General features: G+C 74.6%; 15 protein-coding genes. 3 read left to right on the plus strand and 12 right to left on the minus strand.

Annotated features, from left to right (window positions below; all coding sequences use genetic code 11):
- Window positions 1-45 precede the first annotated feature (45 nt).
- From G4G93_RS20660 to G4G93_RS20705, 10 genes are all read right to left on the minus strand, one after another.
- Window positions 46-2,508, minus strand: a complete 2,463-nt coding sequence (locus G4G93_RS20660) for a PAS domain S-box protein (RefSeq protein WP_165086763.1) — start codon at window positions 2,506-2,508, stop codon at window positions 46-48.
- A gap of 73 nt (window positions 2,509-2,581) precedes the next feature.
- Window positions 2,582-3,259, minus strand: coding sequence for a chemotaxis protein CheX (locus G4G93_RS20665; protein WP_312892161.1), 678 nt, complete (start codon window positions 3,257-3,259; stop codon window positions 2,582-2,584).
- Window positions 3,256-3,666 (minus strand): response regulator transcription factor, encoded by a 411-nt coding sequence (locus G4G93_RS20670; RefSeq protein WP_165086764.1) that lies wholly within the window; start codon window positions 3,664-3,666, stop codon window positions 3,256-3,258. Before G4G93_RS20670 ends, G4G93_RS20665 begins: the two co-directional genes overlap by 4 nt.
- A gap of 155 nt (window positions 3,667-3,821) precedes the next feature.
- On the minus strand, window positions 3,822-4,070 hold the full coding sequence (locus G4G93_RS20675; protein ID WP_165086765.1) for a hypothetical protein: 249 nt from the start codon (window positions 4,068-4,070) through the stop codon (window positions 3,822-3,824).
- Entirely contained in the window at window positions 4,067-6,103 is a 2,037-nt protein-coding gene (locus tag G4G93_RS20680; protein WP_165086767.1) for a chemotaxis protein CheA, read from the minus strand. Before G4G93_RS20680 ends, G4G93_RS20675 begins: the two co-directional genes overlap by 4 nt.
- Window positions 6,096-6,932: a protein-glutamate O-methyltransferase CheR gene (locus tag G4G93_RS20685; protein WP_165086768.1), complete on the minus strand. Its 837-nt coding sequence runs from the start codon at window positions 6,930-6,932 to the stop codon at window positions 6,096-6,098. The genes G4G93_RS20680 and G4G93_RS20685 overlap by 8 nt, the downstream gene beginning before the upstream one ends.
- Window positions 6,929-8,065, minus strand: coding sequence for a chemotaxis-specific protein-glutamate methyltransferase CheB (cheB, locus tag G4G93_RS20690; RefSeq protein WP_165086770.1), 1,137 nt, complete (start codon window positions 8,063-8,065; stop codon window positions 6,929-6,931). The genes G4G93_RS20685 and cheB overlap by 4 nt, the downstream gene beginning before the upstream one ends.
- On the minus strand, window positions 8,062-9,360 hold the full coding sequence (locus G4G93_RS20695) for a chemotaxis protein CheW (RefSeq protein WP_246736921.1): 1,299 nt from the start codon (window positions 9,358-9,360) through the stop codon (window positions 8,062-8,064). The genes cheB and G4G93_RS20695 overlap by 4 nt, the downstream gene beginning before the upstream one ends.
- Window positions 9,353-11,356 carry a methyl-accepting chemotaxis protein gene (locus G4G93_RS20700; RefSeq protein WP_165086773.1) on the minus strand — a complete coding sequence of 668 codons (2,004 nt, stop codon included), beginning with the start codon at window positions 11,354-11,356 and terminating at the stop codon, window positions 9,353-9,355. The genes G4G93_RS20695 and G4G93_RS20700 overlap by 8 nt, the downstream gene beginning before the upstream one ends.
- A 164-nt stretch (window positions 11,357-11,520) precedes the next feature.
- Entirely contained in the window at window positions 11,521-12,312 is a 792-nt protein-coding gene (locus G4G93_RS20705) for an IclR family transcriptional regulator (protein WP_165086775.1), read from the minus strand.
- Window positions 12,313-12,479: 167 nt separating this feature from the next.
- Between G4G93_RS20705 and G4G93_RS20710 the strand changes: the two genes are divergently transcribed.
- A complete protein-coding gene (locus tag G4G93_RS20710) occupies window positions 12,480-13,340 on the plus strand; it encodes a fumarylacetoacetate hydrolase family protein (RefSeq protein ID WP_165086777.1) in 861 nt (286 codons plus the stop codon).
- A 4-nt stretch (window positions 13,341-13,344) separates the two neighbouring features.
- Window positions 13,345-14,106, plus strand: a complete 762-nt coding sequence (locus G4G93_RS20715; protein WP_165086778.1) for an SDR family NAD(P)-dependent oxidoreductase — start codon at window positions 13,345-13,347, stop codon at window positions 14,104-14,106.
- 211 nt (window positions 14,107-14,317) lie between these two features.
- On the opposite strand, the gene G4G93_RS20720 is transcribed toward G4G93_RS20715, so the two are convergent.
- Complete coding sequence (locus G4G93_RS20720; RefSeq protein ID WP_165086780.1) at window positions 14,318-14,701, minus strand: GNAT family N-acetyltransferase; 384 nt, start codon at window positions 14,699-14,701, stop codon at window positions 14,318-14,320.
- 288 nt (window positions 14,702-14,989) lie between these two features.
- The gene (locus G4G93_RS20725) at window positions 14,990-15,238 is read right to left on the minus strand and encodes a hypothetical protein (protein WP_246736913.1); all 249 of its coding nucleotides are present in this window, start codon (window positions 15,236-15,238) and stop codon (window positions 14,990-14,992) included.
- A gap of 458 nt (window positions 15,239-15,696) precedes the next feature.
- Between G4G93_RS20725 and G4G93_RS20730 the strand changes: the two genes are divergently transcribed.
- Window positions 15,697-17,031: a cytochrome c gene (locus G4G93_RS20730; protein WP_165086781.1), complete on the plus strand. Its 1,335-nt coding sequence runs from the start codon at window positions 15,697-15,699 to the stop codon at window positions 17,029-17,031.
- Window positions 17,032-17,036: the final 5 nt, after the last annotated feature.

A 17,036-nucleotide genomic window follows, 5' to 3' on the forward strand; every position in this document is an offset into this window, starting at 1 on the left:
ATATATTCGGCAGGCTTGCATGAAACACGCCTGCCGATCTGCCGATTACCCTTCGATGATCGACCGGATCTTGGTCGCCAGGCCTTCGACCGGGAACGGCTTGGTGATCATCTGCATGCCGGGCCCGAGATGACCGTTGCCGAAGGTCGCGTTCTCGGCGTAGCCGGTCATGAACAGCACCTTGAGGTTCGGGCGCACCAGCAGAGCCTGGTCGGCGAGCTGGCGGCCGTTGAGGCCCGGCAGGCCGACATCGGTCACCAGAAGGTCGATGTGGGAGGCCGATTGCAGCAGGCGCAGGCCCGCCGGCCCGTCGCCGGCCTCCAGCGTGCGATAGCCGAGCTCGTGCAGCACCTCGACGACCAGGGCGCGCACGGTCGAGTCGTCCTCCACCACCAGCACGGTCTCGCCGCGCTCGGCCCGCGGTGCCTCGCCCCTCGCCTCGGCCGCCGATTCGATCTCGCCGTGGTAGCGGGGCAGGTAGAGCTTGACCGTCGTGCCCTGGTCCGCCTCCGAGTAGATCTTGACGTTGCCCTCGGATTGCTTGGCGAAGCCGTAGATCATCGACAGGCCGAGACCCGTGCCCTGGCCCAGGGGCTTCGTGGTGAAGAACGGGTCGAAGGCCCGGGCGATCACGTCCGGCGGCATGCCGGTGCCGGTATCGGTCACGCTGATGCAGACATACTGCCCCGCCCGCACCCCGATCTCGCGGGCCGCATAGGCGTCGTCGAGATGGGCGTTGGCGGTCTCGATGGTCAGCCGACCGCCCTCCGGCATCGCGTCGCGGGCGTTGATCGCGAGGTTGAGGATCGCGTTCTCGAGCTGGTTGGGGTCGCAGAGCGTCAGCCACAGGCCGCCGGCCACCACCACTTCGAGCTGCACCCGCTCGCCGAGGGTGCGGCGCATCAGATCGTCCATCGAGCTGACCAGCCGGTTGGCGTCGACGGGCTTGGCCTCAAGGGGCTGGCGGCGCGAGAAGGCGAGGAGACGATGGGTGAGCGCGGCGGCGCGCTGGGCCGAGGCCATGGCGAGGCCGGCATAGCGGGTGAGGTTCTCGGTCCGGCCCTCGTTGATGCGGGTCTGCATCAGGTCGAGCGAGCCGACGATGCCGGTCAGCAGGTTGTTGAAGTCGTGGGCGATGCCGCCGGTGAGCTGGCCCACCGCCTCCATCTTCTGCGACTGGCGCAGCTGCTCCTCGGCCCGCTCGCGCTCGGCCACCGCCTCGCGCACCCGCATCTCCAGGGTGTCGTTGAGCTCGCGCAGGGCCACCTCGGCCCGCTTCGACTCGGTGACATCGTAGATCACCCCGACATGGCGCAGGCCCGAGGTCTCGGTGTCGCGAATCGCCTCGCCGCGGCGCACCAGCCAGCGCACCTCGCCGGTATCGGCGAGCCGCACCCGCGTCTCGATCGGCGGCAGCTCGCCCTCCTGGCGCTGGTCGGGCGCCAGCAGCGGCGGGTCGCCCTCGACCACGAGGGCGTTGACCGCGCTCGCCGCCACGGTGCGGGCCGGGACCAGGCCGAGGAGGCTGCAGAATTGCGGCGAGGCCGCCACCGTGGCGAAGCCCGGCACGTGCTCGAAGGCACCGACCCGGCCGGCCGACTGGGCGATGCGCAGGCGCTCCTCGACCCGCTTCTGCTCGGTCACCTCGACGAGGACGCCGGTGAAGCGGGCGGGCCGCCCGTCGGGGCCGAAATGGCAGCGGCCGCGGGCATGGACCCAGCGCACCGAGCCGTCCGGCGCCAGCAGGCGGTATTCCTTGTCGAACACCTCGGCCCCGCCGAGGATGCCGCTGACCGCGAGGCGCACCCGCAGGCGGTCGAGGGGGTGGATGCCGGTGAAGAAGGCGCTCGCCGGCAGCGGGCCGGGGCTGAGCGGCACGGTGCCGGGCCGCGGCGGGGAGTTGAGGCCGGTGAGCGCCGCGAAGCGCCCGTCGACGTGGAGGCGCTTGCCCACGATGTCCCAGTCCCAGGTGCCGGCGATGCCGGCGGAGGACAGGGTGAGCGACAGCTGGCGCTGCGCCTCGCCGAGCCGCCGCTCGATATCGGCGAGCCGCGAGCGTCCGGCCTCGGCCTCGTGGACATGCGACATGTCCACCTGCGAGGCGAAGTAGTTGACGAGCCGGCCGTCCTCGTCGCGGATCGGGCAGATCAGCAGCTGGTTCCAGAAACGGCTGCCGTCGCGGCGGTAGTTCAGGACCGTGACCCGCGTCACGCGCTCCGCCCGCAGCCCCTCGCGAATCGCCGCCAGCGCCCCCGGATCGGTCTCGGGGCCCTGGAGGAAGCGGCAGTTCCTCCCCAGCACCTCCCCGGCCTCGTAGCCCGCGAGGTTCAGGAAGGCCTCGTTGGCGAAGACGACCGGGTTGTCCGGCAGGTGCGGATCGCTGATCAGCATCGGCTGGCGCGAATGCTCCAGCCCGGCGAGGAACGGCCCGGCCCGGCGCCGCGTCGCCGCGATCGCGGCGGCGAGCGCCGCGTCCCGGCCGGGGCCGGTCTCGTCCGGCCCGCTCATGCGCGACCGCCCGGGCATGGGGACCCGCGAGAGCATGAGCACCCGCCGGGGATGGGGATCGCGCCGGCTCCCGTCATGCGTCCGGGTCGCCGAGGGCGCGGGCGATGAACTCGTCCACCAGGGCGCGCAGGTTGTCGAGGGAGGGCAGGTCCATCAGCATCGCCAGGTAGCCGCGGATGTCGCGCTCGCTCACCGAGAAGTCGATGTAGAGGAACAGCACCAGGGCGTCGGCCACCGGATCGGTCGCCTGGCCCGCCCCGATTTGGCCCGCCTCCATCCCGAAGATCCGCGGGCCGTCGCCGCGCGCGATGCCGGGCAGCGACATGGTCAGCGTGCGCCGGAGCATGTTGGCCATCGTGGCGAGGCAGCCGTTGAGGATGATGTTGCCGGTCTCCGCCAGGGCCTCGTCCTCGAGGGCGGCGACCTCCTCGGGCGTCAGCTCCTCGCCGGCGACGGCCCTGACCAGCTCGCGGCCGTTCTCCTGGGGGAAGATCAGCAGGGCGCGGCCCGCGAAGGCGCCCTCGAAATCCTGGTGCACCACCACGAGGGGCGCGGCCTCGCGCTCGCCGATCAGGCGGGCGGCGGCGGCGCGCGAGACGATCTCCACCGAGGGCACCGAGAGCAATACCTGGGTGCCGATCATCTTGCGCAGGCTCGCCGCGGCACGGCTGACGCCGATATTGACGAGCTCGGTGAAGGCGTCCTGCTGCAGCTCGGTCAGGCTGGCGGCGTCGTGGCGATCGCTCCTCACGGGGCGGCGTTCCGGCGCAGGCGGAGGGCGGCACCCGAGAGGAAGCCCGCCAGGGCCTCCCCGGTCAGGGGCTTGGCCATGAAGGCGGCGTCGAGCTGGCGGGCGCGGGCGATCACCTCGTCCTGGATGTTGGCCGAGACCACGGCGATCGGCATGCCGGGCCTCATGGCGCGCAGTTCCTCGGCGAGGGCGAGGCCGTCCTTGCCCGGCATGTTGAAGTCGAGGAGCGCGACGTCGACCGGCTCGCCGGCCACCACGGCCAGGGCCTCGTCGGCATTCGCGGCCTCGCGCATCACCCAGTCCGGCCTGAGCTGGCGCAGCAGCCGCAGGGCGACGGCCCGGGCGAGCTTGCTGTCGTCCACGACGAGGGCGGTGACGGGCGCGGAGGCGGTCGGTGACTGCGACATGGGCGGCCTCTAGGCGGTTTTCGCCGAAAGGGGAATGGCGCCCGCATGGACTCCCGGGGACGTGACGCCCGGGCGCGGCGGGCGACCGTGCCGGACCGACATAATCGAAAACCGGCAAATGCGCGCCCGGTTTTCTGCGTCATGCGTCGCGCACATCAGGACAGGTCCGGCACGTCCAGCAGCGGTGCGAGCCAGCGCGCCGCGAAGGGATCGCCGCAGACGCCGCGGAGCGGCGGACGCAGCCGCACCAGAACCTGCACCACCGCCGTATGGAGGCCGGTGCAGCCGCTCCACTCCACGGCCGTCCCCGGTCGGGCGAGGAGCAGTGCGGCCAGGGTCTCGGCCTCCTCGACCGGGCAGGCGCCCTCGAGCCGGATGAGGTCCCCGTCGCGGCGCACACTCACGGCCTCGCCTCCCCTTCACCCGGTTCCCGCCCGACCAGGGCCTCGGGATCGAGCACCAGCAGCACCCGTCCGTCGCCCGACAGCGTCGTGCCGGCGAGGCCGGGCCAGGCCGCGAGCGCCGGCAGCGGCCGGACCAGCCCGTCGGCCCGGCCGGCGAAGCGGTCGACCTCGATCGCGACGCGCTCATCGCCCGCCCGCACCACCGCGAGCCGGGCCTCGGAGGACCGCCCCCCGCGAGGCCCATCGGGCCCGCGCGGCAGGTCGAGGAGGTCGGCGAGGTGCAGCACCGGCACCGTCCGGTCGCGCAGCACCGTGGCGGCGCCCGGCGCGAGGTCGCGGATCCGGGCACGCGGGATCCGGGCGAGCTCGACGACGGCGTCCATCGGCAGGCCGTAGCGCTCCGGCCCGACCTCGACGAGGAGCAGCCGGACGAGGGACCGGGCCCGGGGCAGGCTCAGGCGGATCGCGGTGCCGGCGCCGGCCCGGCTCTCGACGGTGCAGGTCCCGCCGAGGCGGGCGACGGCAGCGCGCACCGCATCCATGCCGACGCCGCGGCCGGAGACGGCGCCGACGGAAGCCGCCGTCGAGAAGCCCGGCGTGAAGATCAGGTCGATCGCGCCGGCCTCGTCGAGGGCGGCCAGCGCATCGGGGGCCATCAGGCCGCGCTCGGCGGCGCGGCGGCGAAGCAAGGCCGGGTCGAGGCCGCGCCCGTCATCCGTGACCGAGACGACGACCCGGTCGGCCCGGCTCTCGGCGCCGACGACGATGCGCCCCGCCGGCGGCTTGCCGGCCGTCTCGCGCGCCGCAGGAGGCTCGATGCCGTGGTCGACGGCGTTGCGCAGGAGATGCAGCAGGGGCTCGAACAGGCCTTCCGCCACGTCGCGGTCGATCTCGGTCTCCTCGCCCTCGAGCGTCAGCGTCACCTCCTTGCCGAGCCGGCGGGCGATGTCGCGCAAAGCCCGCGGGAAGCGGCGGAAGACCCGCGCCAGGGGCTGGAGCCGCAGGCCCATCGCCTCGCGGTGCAGTTCGGCCGAGAGGCGACCGATCCGCTCGTCGCTCGCCCGCAGGGCGGGGAGGAGATCCACGAGGCCGGCCCCGGATCCGGCCCGGGCGACGACCTCGCCGAGATCGGCGCGGGCGGCGGCGAGATCGTCGGCGAGCGCCACCAGGGCGTCGATCCGGCCGGCATCGACCCGCAGGGTCCTGGAAGGCGCGACCGCCATCTCCGGAGCGGGCCCGGGCGCCGTCTCGACCGGGGCCGCCGGCGTCGCGATCGTGGCGATCGTCACCTGGTCGGGCACCAGGCGGAACACGGCCTCGACCTCCGGCCGCTCGTCGGTGGTGAGCAGCGTCACCGCGAGGTTGCAGGCGAAGACGTCGAGGGTCTCGAGCGGCGGCCAGGGATTCGCGGGATCGAGCCGCAGCGCCAGGAGGCCGCGCAGCCGCCGCACCAGCCCGAGGGGATCGTCGCCGGAGAAGAAGCAATCGGCCCGCGGGACGTAGCGCAGGGCCGTCAGGGTGCCGGCGGGGCGCTCGCCGAGATCCGCCAGCAGGGCGGCCGCCCAGTCCGGCGCGGGTCCGGCCGGGTTCGCATCGGGGGCCGCCCCGGACGCGGGCGTCAGCAGGGTCCGGTAGAGGGCCGCGAGCCGTGCCGATTCCGCCTCGGCGCCGGGCGGGAGCGCGCCGGTGGCGGCGATCGCCTCGGTCCAGCGGGCAACGGCGTCGAGGGCGGCCAGCGACAGGTCGACGAGGTCGGGGCCGGCCGCGACGGTGCCGGCCCGGGCGGCCGCGAGGCCGTCCTCGGCGGCGTGCAGCAGCGCCAGCATCGCCGGCCAGTCGAACAGGGCGGCCGAGCCCTTGAGGGTGTGGACGGCGCGGAAGACCCGGTTCACCACGCCGGCATCGGGGCTCCCGTCGAGCGCGAGCAGGTCCCCGGCCGCGGCCTCGACCAGCTCGCGCGCCTCGGCGACGAATTCCGCGACGAGATCGTCGGGGAGCGGGAGGGCGGCGGGGGGCGGTGCGTCGTCAGTCATGGGCGTCCTCCGGACGCTGGTAGACGATCGCGTCCGGGAAGCGGCGGGTCTGGAACCGCGACGGGATCCGGGCCATCGATTCGGTATGGCCGAGGCACAGGAACCCGCCGGGCCTCAAGGACGCGAACAGGTTGTCGGCGGCGACTCCTCGCGATGCGTCGTCGAAGTAGATCAGGACGTTGCGGCAGAACACGACGTCGAACCGCCCTTCCCGCGCCATCCCGGCGCCGTCGACGAGGTTGCGGCGGGTGAAGCGCACCGAGTCGCGCAGGTCCGGCAGGATGCGCCAGGATCCCGCCTCCTGCGGGATGAAGTAGCGCGCGACGAGGGCGGGCGGGAGCCGCATCAGAGCCCGGGCCCCGTAGGACCCGGCCTGCGCCGCGGCGAGCGCCCGCGTGTCGATGTCGGAGCCGACGATCTCGATCTCCCAGGCATCGACCTCGGGCCAGTGCTCGAGGAGCCAGATCGCCAGCGAGTACGGCTCCTCCCCGGTCGCGCAGGGCATCGACCAGATCCGGATCGGGTCGTGCCGCGACCGCCCGGCGGTGAGCGGCCCGAGGAGCGAGGCGGTGAGGCAGCGCAGCTGGTGCTCCTCGCGGAAGAAGTAGGTCTCGTTGACCGTGAAGGCGTTGACGAAGAGCTGCACCTCGCCCTCCGCATCGGCCCGCAGGCGCGCGAGATAAACCGGCAGGGTGCCGGCGCCGGTCGCCCGCATCCGCTCCAGCACCCGGCGCTCGATGAACGGGCGGCGGTTCCCCGGCACCAGGATGCCGGTATGGCGGTAGAGCAGGTCGCAGATGCGCGTCAGGTCGGCCTCGTCGAGGGTCACGGCAGCAGCGCCCGCAGTTCCGCCGCGATGGCATCGAGCGGCGCGACCACGCCGGCGCCGCCGGCCCGCACCAGTTCGCCCGGCATGCCCCAGACCACCGCCGTCGCCTCGGATTCCGCGATGGTGCGCCCGCCGCGGCGGCGCAGCTCCGCCATGGTCCGGGCGCCGTCGCGGCCCATCCCGGTCATCAGCACCCCGACGAGACGGCCGGGGGGAATCAGGTCCAGGGCGCTCTCCACCAGGCGGTCGACGCTCGGGTGCCAGGGATAGTCGGGCAGGGCCGGGGCCGGCGCCGCCATCAGGCCGCCGGGCCGTCGCACCACGATCACGTCGGCATCGCCGCGCCCGACATAGACCCGGCCCGGAACCAGGGCGACCGGCCCGGTCACCTCCTGCACCGCGAGCGCCGAGAGCCCGTCGAGGCGACGCGCCAGCGGTCCCGTGAAGGTCGCCGGCATGTGCTGGGCGACGACGATCGGCCAGGGGAAATCGGCCGGCAGCCCGCCGAGCAGGGCGGTGAGCGCCGGCGGGCCGCCGGTCGAGGCGCCGACGAGGACCAGGCCGCCGGCTTCCGGCGGCGCAGCCTCCGGGTGCGGGGCGGGCCGGGCCGGGAGCGCGGCGCGCGGCAGGGAGGCCGGGCCGGGATTCGGGCTCGCGGTCGGGCCGGGATTCGCGCCCGGGCCGACGAGGCCGGCATGGCGGGCGCGCAGCCGCGCGGCGAGGCCGTGGGCGATCCGCGGCCGGGCCCGCGCCGCGGCACGCACCGTCTGCACCAGCACGGGGGCGAACCGGTCGATCTCCAGCGAGACCGCGCCGGCGGGCTTGGCCAGGACATCGACCGCGCCCCGCGCCAGGGCATCGAGGCTGGTCTCGGCGCCGGCGGAGGTGAGCGTGGACAGCATCACCACCGGGCAGGGCCGCTCCAGCATGATCCGGTCGAGGACGGCGAGCCCGTCAAGGCCCGGCATCGTGACGTCGAGGGTCACCACGTCCGGGGCGAAGCGGGGCAGCAGGTCGAGGGCCTCGAGCCCGTCGCGGGCGAAGGCGAGCTCGAAATCCCCCTCGGGGGCGAAGACGGCGCCCAGCACCTTGCGCATCAGCGCCGAGTCGTCGACGACGAGGAGGCGGATCATGCCGGTCTCTCCGCGGGGACGGCCCGGCGCAAGGAGCGCGCAAGGAGCGCCGCCGGGTCGATCAGGGGCAGGATTCCGTCGGCGAGACCCGCCACCCGGGTGACCGTTCCGTTCCCCGCCGCGGGCCTGGCCGCCCGGATCGCCCCGGCCTCCGGCCGGACCAGGCGGGTCGCACCGTCGACGAGGAGGCCCGCCCGCGCGCCGTTCGATTCGATCACCAGCAGGCGCCGGCGCCCCGTTCCGTCGGCGGGCGGCAGGCCGAGGCGCCGGCGCAGGTCGAGGACCGGCAACGCCGCGCCGCGCAGGGTCGTGAAGCCGGCAAGCCCGTCCGTCGCCCCCGGCACCCGCACCGGATCCTCCGGCGCCGGCATCACTGCGCGCACGGCGCCGGCGGGCAGGCCGTAGCGCGCCCCGGCGAGATCGATCGCCAGCACGGGCTCGGTCGGCGCGGAGACGGACGCGGCGCGCGCAAGGCCCGGCTCCCCCTCCCCGACCAGGGCTCGCGCCGACAGGATGCAGACCAGGGTCCGCCCGCCATCGAGGCGGGCGAAGCCGGCGGCCGCGCCGCCGCGGCGCAGGGCCCGCGGCACCGGGTCGATCGCCGCCGCGGGCAGGCGCAGGACCGGCCCGATCCGCTCGGCCACCAGCCCGACGCCCCGCACCAAGACGGCCCGGGGGCCGGCGGTGCGGCCCCGGCCGAGCAGGGCGGAGACCGAGAAGAGCGGCACGTCCCGGCCGCGCCACGGCATCGCCCCGAGGGCGGCGGGACCGCCCTCCGGCGCCGGGACCAGGGCCGCCGGCAGGGCCACCACCTCCTCGACCGCGTCGAGCGGCAGGGCGTAGGGCTGTCCCGCGACCGTGAGCATCACGAGGGCGACCGGCGGCGGAGCCGCCGGGGGGGTGTCGCCCGGGGGCGCGGACGCGGCCGCGGTGCCGGCATGCCGCCGCGGACGGGCACTGGCGACGAGGGCCGGCAGGTCGAGAACAGGGACCTCGCCGGGATCCGCCGCCAGGCCGGCGACGCCGCCGACGAGGAGGCCGACCGGCCCGTCCGCCTCGGCGATCACCATCCGGCCGGCGGGCGCAGGGGCCATGCCGGGATCGAGGAGGCAGGCGAGGTCGAGGACCGGCAACGGGCCGGCGCGGGTGCCCGCGAGGCCGACGAGGGAGGCGGGCGCTCCCGGCACCCGGGTGAGGGCCGGGACCGGCGTCACGGCGCGCACCCGCCCCGCCGGCAGGGCGATGCGGATCCCGGATCCGAGCGAGACGAGGAGGACGCGCCCGGCCTCAGGCATCCGCACCCTGCAGCTCCTCGGCGAGCAGCGCGATCTCCTCGACCGCCGCCGCCAGGTCCTCGGCCCCCCGGGCCTGCTGGCGGGCGGCGATGGCGGCCTCGGTCGAGGCCCGGTCGGCCTCCTCGGCGGCGGTGGCGACCTGGCGCGCGCCGGCCGCGATGTCGGCCGCCGCCGTCAGGATGGCGTCGGCGCCTTCGAGGATCTCGCGGTTGGCGCGCTCCAGCTCCGCCACGTCGGCGGCGACCGCCGCGAGGCTCGCGGTGAGCGCGCGGTTCTTCGCCACCTCGGCCTCGCCGGCACCGAGCGAGCGTTCGAGGGCGCGCAGGAGGGCGGCGCTCCCGTCCCGGATCCCCCGCACCGTGGCGCGGATCCGGTCGGCGCCCTTGGCGGCGTCCCGCGCCAGGGCGCGGATGTCGGCCGAGACGAGGGCGAAGCCCTGGCCCGCCTCGCCGGCCCGGGTCGCCTCGATGGCGCCGCTCACCGCCAGCATGCCGATCTGCACCGCGACGAGCGCGATCCCCTCCCCGATCGTCTCGATGCGTCGGGCGTCGTCCTCGATCGCGTCGAGGCGGGCGAGCGAGTCCCGCATCCCGGCCAGCGCCTGCCCGACCCCGTCGGCGAGGCCGTCGATCGCGCCGCGGGCCCGGCGCAAGGTCTCGGCGATGGCGCCGATCCGCGCGAGCGCCGTGTCGGCCCCGGAGCGGGCGCCCGAGGCGACGCGCTCCACCTCCGCCATCGCGTCGGCGGATTGCCGCACGGCGGCGCTCTGCAGGGTCAGGCCGCGGCTGATCTGGTCGACGGCGGCCAGGATCTCGGCAGCGGCCCCGGACAATTCCTGGATCGAGGCCGAGAGCGCGTCGGCGGCGCCGCCGATCTCCGCGATGCCGGCCCGCACCTCCGCCGCGCCGCCCAGGGTCTCGGCGAGGGCCGCCAGGGCCTCGGCGGTCGCCTGGCCCTGGTCGAGGGCCTCGGTCTGCTGCGCCACGGCGCGCTGCGCCTCCTCGGCCGCGGCGGCCTGCTCCTCGGCCGCGGCCGCGACCTGCTCGGCACCGGCCTGGGCCTGGCGGGTCGTCGTCTCCGCCTGAAGGGCCGCCGCCAGGATCGCCTGCGCGCCCTCGGCCAGGGTCCCGAGATCGGCTCTCGCTTCCTCCAGTTGCCGGGCGACGCGCCCGCCCGACGCCGCCTCGGCCGCCGCCCGGGCGGCGGCGTCGCGGATCGCCTCGCCCAGCGCCCGGATCTCGCCCCGGATCGCCTCGACCCGCTCGCGCACCTCGCCGACGCTCGCCTCCGCGGTCTCGGCGAGCGCCCGGACCTCGTCGGCCACCACCGCGAAGCCGGCGCCCTGCGCTCCGGCCCGGGCCGCCTCGAGGGCGGCGTTGAGGGCGAGGAGCCCCGTCTGGTCGGCAATGCCCCCGACCGTGCCGGTGACCTCGCCGATGCTGGCCGCCTCCCGGTCGAGACCGTCGACGAGGGCGACCGTAGCGTCCTGGCGCCCGGCCTCGGCCTCGATCGCGGCGATCGACTGGGTCGCCTGGGCGCCCGCCTCGGCGAGCAGCACCTGGAACGCGGCGGTGCGGCGGCGCGACAGCTCGGCCCGCTCCCGCGCTTCGCCGAGGCGCCCGACGATCGCCGCGACCGCCGAGAGCGATTGCTGTGCCGCGCCGGCGGCCTCCTCGGCCCCGCCGGCGATCTGCTCCATCGCCCGGCGCAGCTCCTCGGCCGCCGCCGAGGCCTCGGTGACGCCGGCGGCCAGCTCCTCGGTGGCCGCACCCAGGCGCTCCGTCGCCTTTTGCCGGCGCGTCGGCGCACCCTCGGGGGGCCCCTCTCCGGCCCGCCCGCGGCTCCGGCCGCGCCGGGCCGCCGGCTCCCGTCCGGGAGCGGGAGCAGGCTCGACGGGTGCGATGTCCGAGCTTCCGGCTGCGTCAGGATTCGCCTGCGCGGCCGATCTTGCCTCGGCGGCAGGGCCTGCGAGCTTCGCCTTCTTCACCAATGCCATCGCAGCCTGAAATCCGCGCACCGTCGATACCGGTTTGCCGGAGGCGGGAGACCGGGGCAAGCGCCACGGGGGTATCGGGCTGGGGGTAGCGGCCGGCGGCATCGGCTTGGAGCTTTCCGCCTGGCGCCTTCCGCTCGGGGCCGTCGGCTGGGAAGGAGGACGGCCTATCCCGTTCGTCCGGGATCCTGCCAGCCGAGATCCCGGCTGATCGCCCGGGCGACCTCCCGGGCCGTCCCGGCGAGATCCTCCATCCGGGCCTCGTCCATGTACTGCACCGTGCTGGTGACGCTGAACGCCGCCACGATGGCCCCGCTCGCATCCCGGATCGGGGCGGCGACGCAGCGTACCTCCGGCTCGTTCTCCTCTCGGTCGTAGGCGATGCCCCGTGCCGCGTAGGCCCGCATCCGCGCCAGCCAGGTCTCCAGGTCCGGGCTGTGGCCGCCGCGTGCGTCGCCGAGGCGGTGGAAGCCGCGCCAGCGCGCCTCGTCGAGGTCGAGGATCAGCGCCTTGCCGAGACCCGTCGACCAGACCGGCTGGCGCTCGCCGACCCGCGAGCTGATCTCGATGCGCCGGCGCCCCGGCAGCTTGTCGAGGTAGAGCGCCCAGTCGCCCTCCAGCACGCCGAGATGGATGGTGTCGCCGCAAGCCTCCGACAACCGCTCCAGGTGCGGCCGCGCCACCCGGGTCACCGGCGCGGCCTGCTGGGCGCGGAATCCCAGCTCCAGGAGCTTCGGCCCGAGCCCGTAGCCGTCCCGCGGCGCGAAGGTGAGGTAGCGCTGCTCGACCAGGGCCGCGGCGAGACGGTGGGTGGTGCTGCGCGTGGTGCCGAGCCGGGCCGAGAGGCCGGCAAGGTCGCGGGCGCCGTCCGCCACCGCCTCCAGGATGGCGAGGCCGCGCAGGAGCGTCTGACTTCCCGGCGGAGCGCCATCGCCCCCGGTTGACGGCCTCGATGTCACGGGCGTATCGTCCCACATAGAAGAACAAGATCCCAATATATGGGATCGAATGGTGCGGCACCAGGGCCGTGCCGGAGGAAACCGAACGCCGCGCCCTCCGCCACGAGCCCTGCCTCGCGCCCGTCGACCCGCGCGCCGCGGCGGCGCGCCCGTGAAGGAGGTTCCCCATGAAGCTGTTGCGCTACGGCCCCGCGGGCCAGGAGAAGCCCGGCCTGCTCGATGCCGAGGGCCGCATCCGCGACCTGTCCGGTCATGTGCCCGATCTCGGCCCCGCCGCCCTCGGTTCCGAGTCCCTGGCGCGTCTCGCGGCGATCGACGTCGCCGGCCTGCCGGTGGTGGACGGTGCGCCGCGCCTCGGCACGCCGGTGGCGAATGTGGGCAAGTTCATCGCCATCGGGCTCAACTTCGCGGATCATGCCGCCGAGTCGAACCTGCCCGTTCCCAAGGAGCCGATCGTCTTCACCAAGGCGATCAGCTCGCTGTCGGGCTCCGACGACCCGGTGATGCTGCCGAAGGACTCGGTGAAGAGCGACTGGGAGGTCGAGCTCGGCATCGTCATCGGCACGCGCGCCTCGTATGTCGAGGAGGCGCAGGCGCTCGACCATGTCGCCGGCTACTGCCTCGTCAACGACGTCTCGGAGCGCGAGTACCAGATCGAGCGCGGCGGCACCTGGGACAAGGGCAAGGGCTGCGACACCTTCGGTCCGGTCGGCCCCTGGCTCGTGACCTCCGACGAGGTCGGCGACCCGCAGAGCCTCGACATGTGGCTCGACCTCAACGGCCGCCGCATGCAGACCGGCAACACCCGGACCATGATCTTCACCTGCGCGCAGATCGTCTCCTACGTCAGCCGCTTCATGACCCTGATGCCAGGCGACATCATCACCACCGGCACGCCCCCGGGCGTCGGCATGGGCATGAAGCCGGACCCGGTCTTCCTCAAGGCCGGGGACGTGATGACGCTCGGCATCGAGAAGCTCGGTGAGCAGCGCCAGGACGTGACCGCCTGGCAGCGCCGGGAGGCGTGAGCCCATGACGGCTCCGAAGTCCTTCCCGAACCGCTTCGAGGGTTGTACGGCCCTCGTCACCGGCGGCGCCTCCGGCATCGGGCTCGCCGTCGCCGCGCGCCTCAAGGCCGAGGGCGCGACGGTCGCGCTCTGGGACCTCAACGAGGAGGCCCTGGCGAAGGCCAGGGCCGAATCGGGCGCAACGGATGCCCGGGCCCTCGACATCGCCGATGCCGCCGCGGTCGATGCCGCCATGCGCGACACCCTGGCGGCGCTCGGGGGCCGGCTCGACGTGCTGGTCTGCAGTGCCGGCATCACCGGGCCGAACACCGTGCTCCGCGACTACCCGGTCGAGGCCTGGCAGCGGGTGATCGACGTGAACCTGAACGGCCTGTTCTACTGCAACCGCGCCGCGGTGCCGGCGATGGAGGCGGGCGGCTACGGCCGCATCGTCAACGTCGCGTCGATCGCCGGCAAGGAGGGCAACCCCAACGCCTCGGCCTACTCGGCCTCCAAGGCCGGGGTGATCGGGCTGACGAAGTCGCTCGGCAAGGAGCTGGCGAAGTCGGAGATCCGGGTCAACTGCGTCACGCCGGCGGCGGTGCGCACCGCGATCTTCGACCAGATGACGCAACAGCATATCGACTTCATGCTGTCGAAGATCCCGATCGGCCGGTTCGGCGCCATCGACGAGGTGACCTCGCTGATCTGCTTCCTGGCGAGCGAGGAGGCGTCGTTCTCGACGGGTGCGGTGTTCGACGTGTCGGGCGGGCGGGCGACGTACTGACCGTCCATCGCTGCGTTATCGGCCGACCTCGCCGGCCGCCACGCCTCCCCCTCCCGGGGTCGTCACGGGTCCGCGAAAACGGAACCCGTGATGACGTGGCGAACGGGCGATGGTCCGCCTTGTTCGACGATCTCGACACGGAAGCTCTACTCGGAAAGATCCCGCCGCATCAGCGCGTACATCGTTTCCCGATACGAAAACCGCTCGACCGTCAGCCACCCGAGCCGGGCGTAGAGCCCTTCCGCGCTGCGGGTGTAGAGCCGCAGGATCGGGCCTCCGCCTCCACCGCCGCGACGAGCCGGACGGCATGCCCCCGCCCCCGCGCCGGCGGGCCGACGTAGACGCCGGCGAGCCAGGGCGTCAGGTCCGGCCGCGTCTCGAGGTCCCGGGCGGCGAGGCTCGCCATGCCGACGGGCTCGTCGTCGGCGAGCAGCACGACGGTGCGGGGCATCGGGCCGGGCACGCGCGCGGTCTCCGTCGCCGTCACCTCGGCGAGGCTGCGGCCCTGGCCCCGCAGAAAGGCCTCCCAGCGCCAGCGCGCGGTGACGGGCACGAGGTCGGGCCGATCCGACGTGGTGACGAGCGCGAGGGGCATGCGACGAGTCCCGAAAAAAACCGCCGTCCATCGCCCGGGACGGGATTCCGCTCAAGCTCACGAGCGGCGCCCCGAGGCGCCTCCCTGGGGCAGCGCCCGATCGCGCTGCCATCGAACGCTGCTCTGGATCTACGATTGTGCCGCACTTCCTACGACGAACCGGCATCCGCTTCGTCAAAAAATTTTCTCAACAGATTTCGCAAGAATTTTTTCTGGTTTTGCAACAAAGATTCGCGACATAACAAGAATCACAGTGGGCCAAGCATTGGCCTGCCGACGCACGCCTGCTCAGTGCCAGCCCTGGCCGAACCGGCCGGTCGAGTGCATCAGGGTGTGACCGCATTCGAGGCAGAGATAGCGGGTCTCGACGCCGCCGCCGAACGCCTCCACCACCGGCGTCGAGGCCACCACCATCAGGCGGGCATGGGGCCGCTCCTCCCAATGGGCGCGCATCTGCCCGCAACAGGCCCGGCAGGCCGCGTCGTCGTCGCTCATCGGCGGCGGCTTGGTGCGGGTGTGGAAGCTCTGCTGCGCCATGGTCCTTCGTGTCTCGCGGCGGCCTCGGTCGCCGCAGCGGACGCTGCGGCAGAGAAGGATCCCGCGCAAGGATCCCGGATGGATCGCCCGTCGGCCCCGCGGGATCGGCAGGAACGGGCCCGGGGCGACAGGTGGGGACCGGCGGGCGGCAAGCCGTCCGCTCGGGCGGACCATGCGGAAGCGTCGCCGCAGGTCCAGACAAGGCCAAGCCTATCCGGCTTCGCCTGACGACCCGGACGATAGCATTGTTGCGGTGGATTGGGGCAAGACTGCGCGGCTGCACGGGTGACCGGCTCCCGCCGAATGGCGGCCGACCATCGGCTCCCGTCGCGGGGCTGCGGCCGCTGCGCGCAGGACCCCGGACGGGTTTTCCGGGCCCGGAACCGTGACCGGAGGCGCCGGTTGTCCCGGCGCCGGCGGGATCGTCCGGCCGATGAGATCACGGGAGGTCCGCGGGCGTGAAGCGTCGCCGCATCGCCGCCTGGCTCGGAGCGGCCGTCCTCCTGCCGCTGGCGGGCTTCGGTCTCGCGGCCTGGCGCCCCGCCCTCCTGCCCGGCGGTCCCGGCCCGGCCGAGACGGCGCCGGAGCAGGTGCGCCGGGGCGCGGTCCTCGCCGCCCTCGGCTACTGCGCCTCCTGCCATACCGCTGAGGGCGGGCGGCCCTATGCCGGCGGCCGCGGCATCGGCACGCCGTTCGGCACGATCTACGCCACCAACATCACGCCCGATCCGGAAACCGGGCTCGGCCGCTGGACGCGTGCCGCCTTCACCCGGGCGATGCGCGAGGGCGTCGACCGCGAGGGGCGGCACCTCTACCCGGCCTTCCCCTACACCCACTATGCCGGCCTGACCGATGCCGACATCGCCGCCCTCTACGCCTTCACGATGACCCGGGAGCCGGTGCGGGCGGAGGCGAAGGCCAACGCCCTGCCCTTCCCCCTGTCGTGGCGCCCACTGATCGCCGGCTGGAAGCTGCTCTTCGTCCGCGAGCCCAGCATTCCGGGCGTGACGTCCCCGGCCGACCCCCGGCGCGATCCCGAATGGCACCGCGGCGCCTACCTCGCCGAGGCGTTGAGCCATTGCGGTGCCTGCCACACCCCGCGCAACCGCCTCGGCGCCGAGATCCGCTCGAAGGCCTATGCCGGGGGCGAGGCCGACGGCTGGTGGGCGCCGCCCCTCGACCGCTCCTCCCCCGCGCCGCTGCCCTGGAGCCGCGACGACCTCGCCCGCTACCTCGCCGAGTGGGACCCGATGCACGGGGGGGCCGCCGGCCCGATGCGCCCGGTGGTCGACGCGCACCGGACCGTTCCGGCGGACGAGATCCGGGCGCTCGCCACCTACGTCGCGACGCTCTCCGGCCCCGCCGGCAGCCGCACCGGCCCGGTCGACCGGGCGGTCGCATCCGACGAGCCGGCGCCGGCACGGGGCGCGGCGATCTATGCCGGGGCCTGCGCGGTCTGCCACGAGAGCGGCGGGGCTGCGGCGGGGGGCGTGCCCTACACCACCTCCTCGCTCGGCCACCGCACCTCCCTGCGGGCGCCGGACCCGCGCAACCTGCTCCTCGTCCTGCGCGACGGCGTCGCACCGCGGGAGCACGCCCCGGGGCCGATCATGCCGGCCTTCGGCGCCACGCTGACGCGAGCCCAGATGACCGATCTCGCCGCCTACCTGCGCGCCCGCTTCAGCCCCGACGGGCCGTGGCCGGACCTCGACGCGACGGTCCGCGCGCTCATGCCGGACCCGCCGCCCCGGGAGCCGCCGGGCCGCACCGCCCGCGCCGGGCCGAGCCCGTGAGGAGG

Source organism: Methylobacterium sp. DB0501, from assembly GCF_011043735.1.
Lineage (GTDB): Bacteria > Pseudomonadota > Alphaproteobacteria > Rhizobiales > Beijerinckiaceae > Methylobacterium > Methylobacterium alsaeris.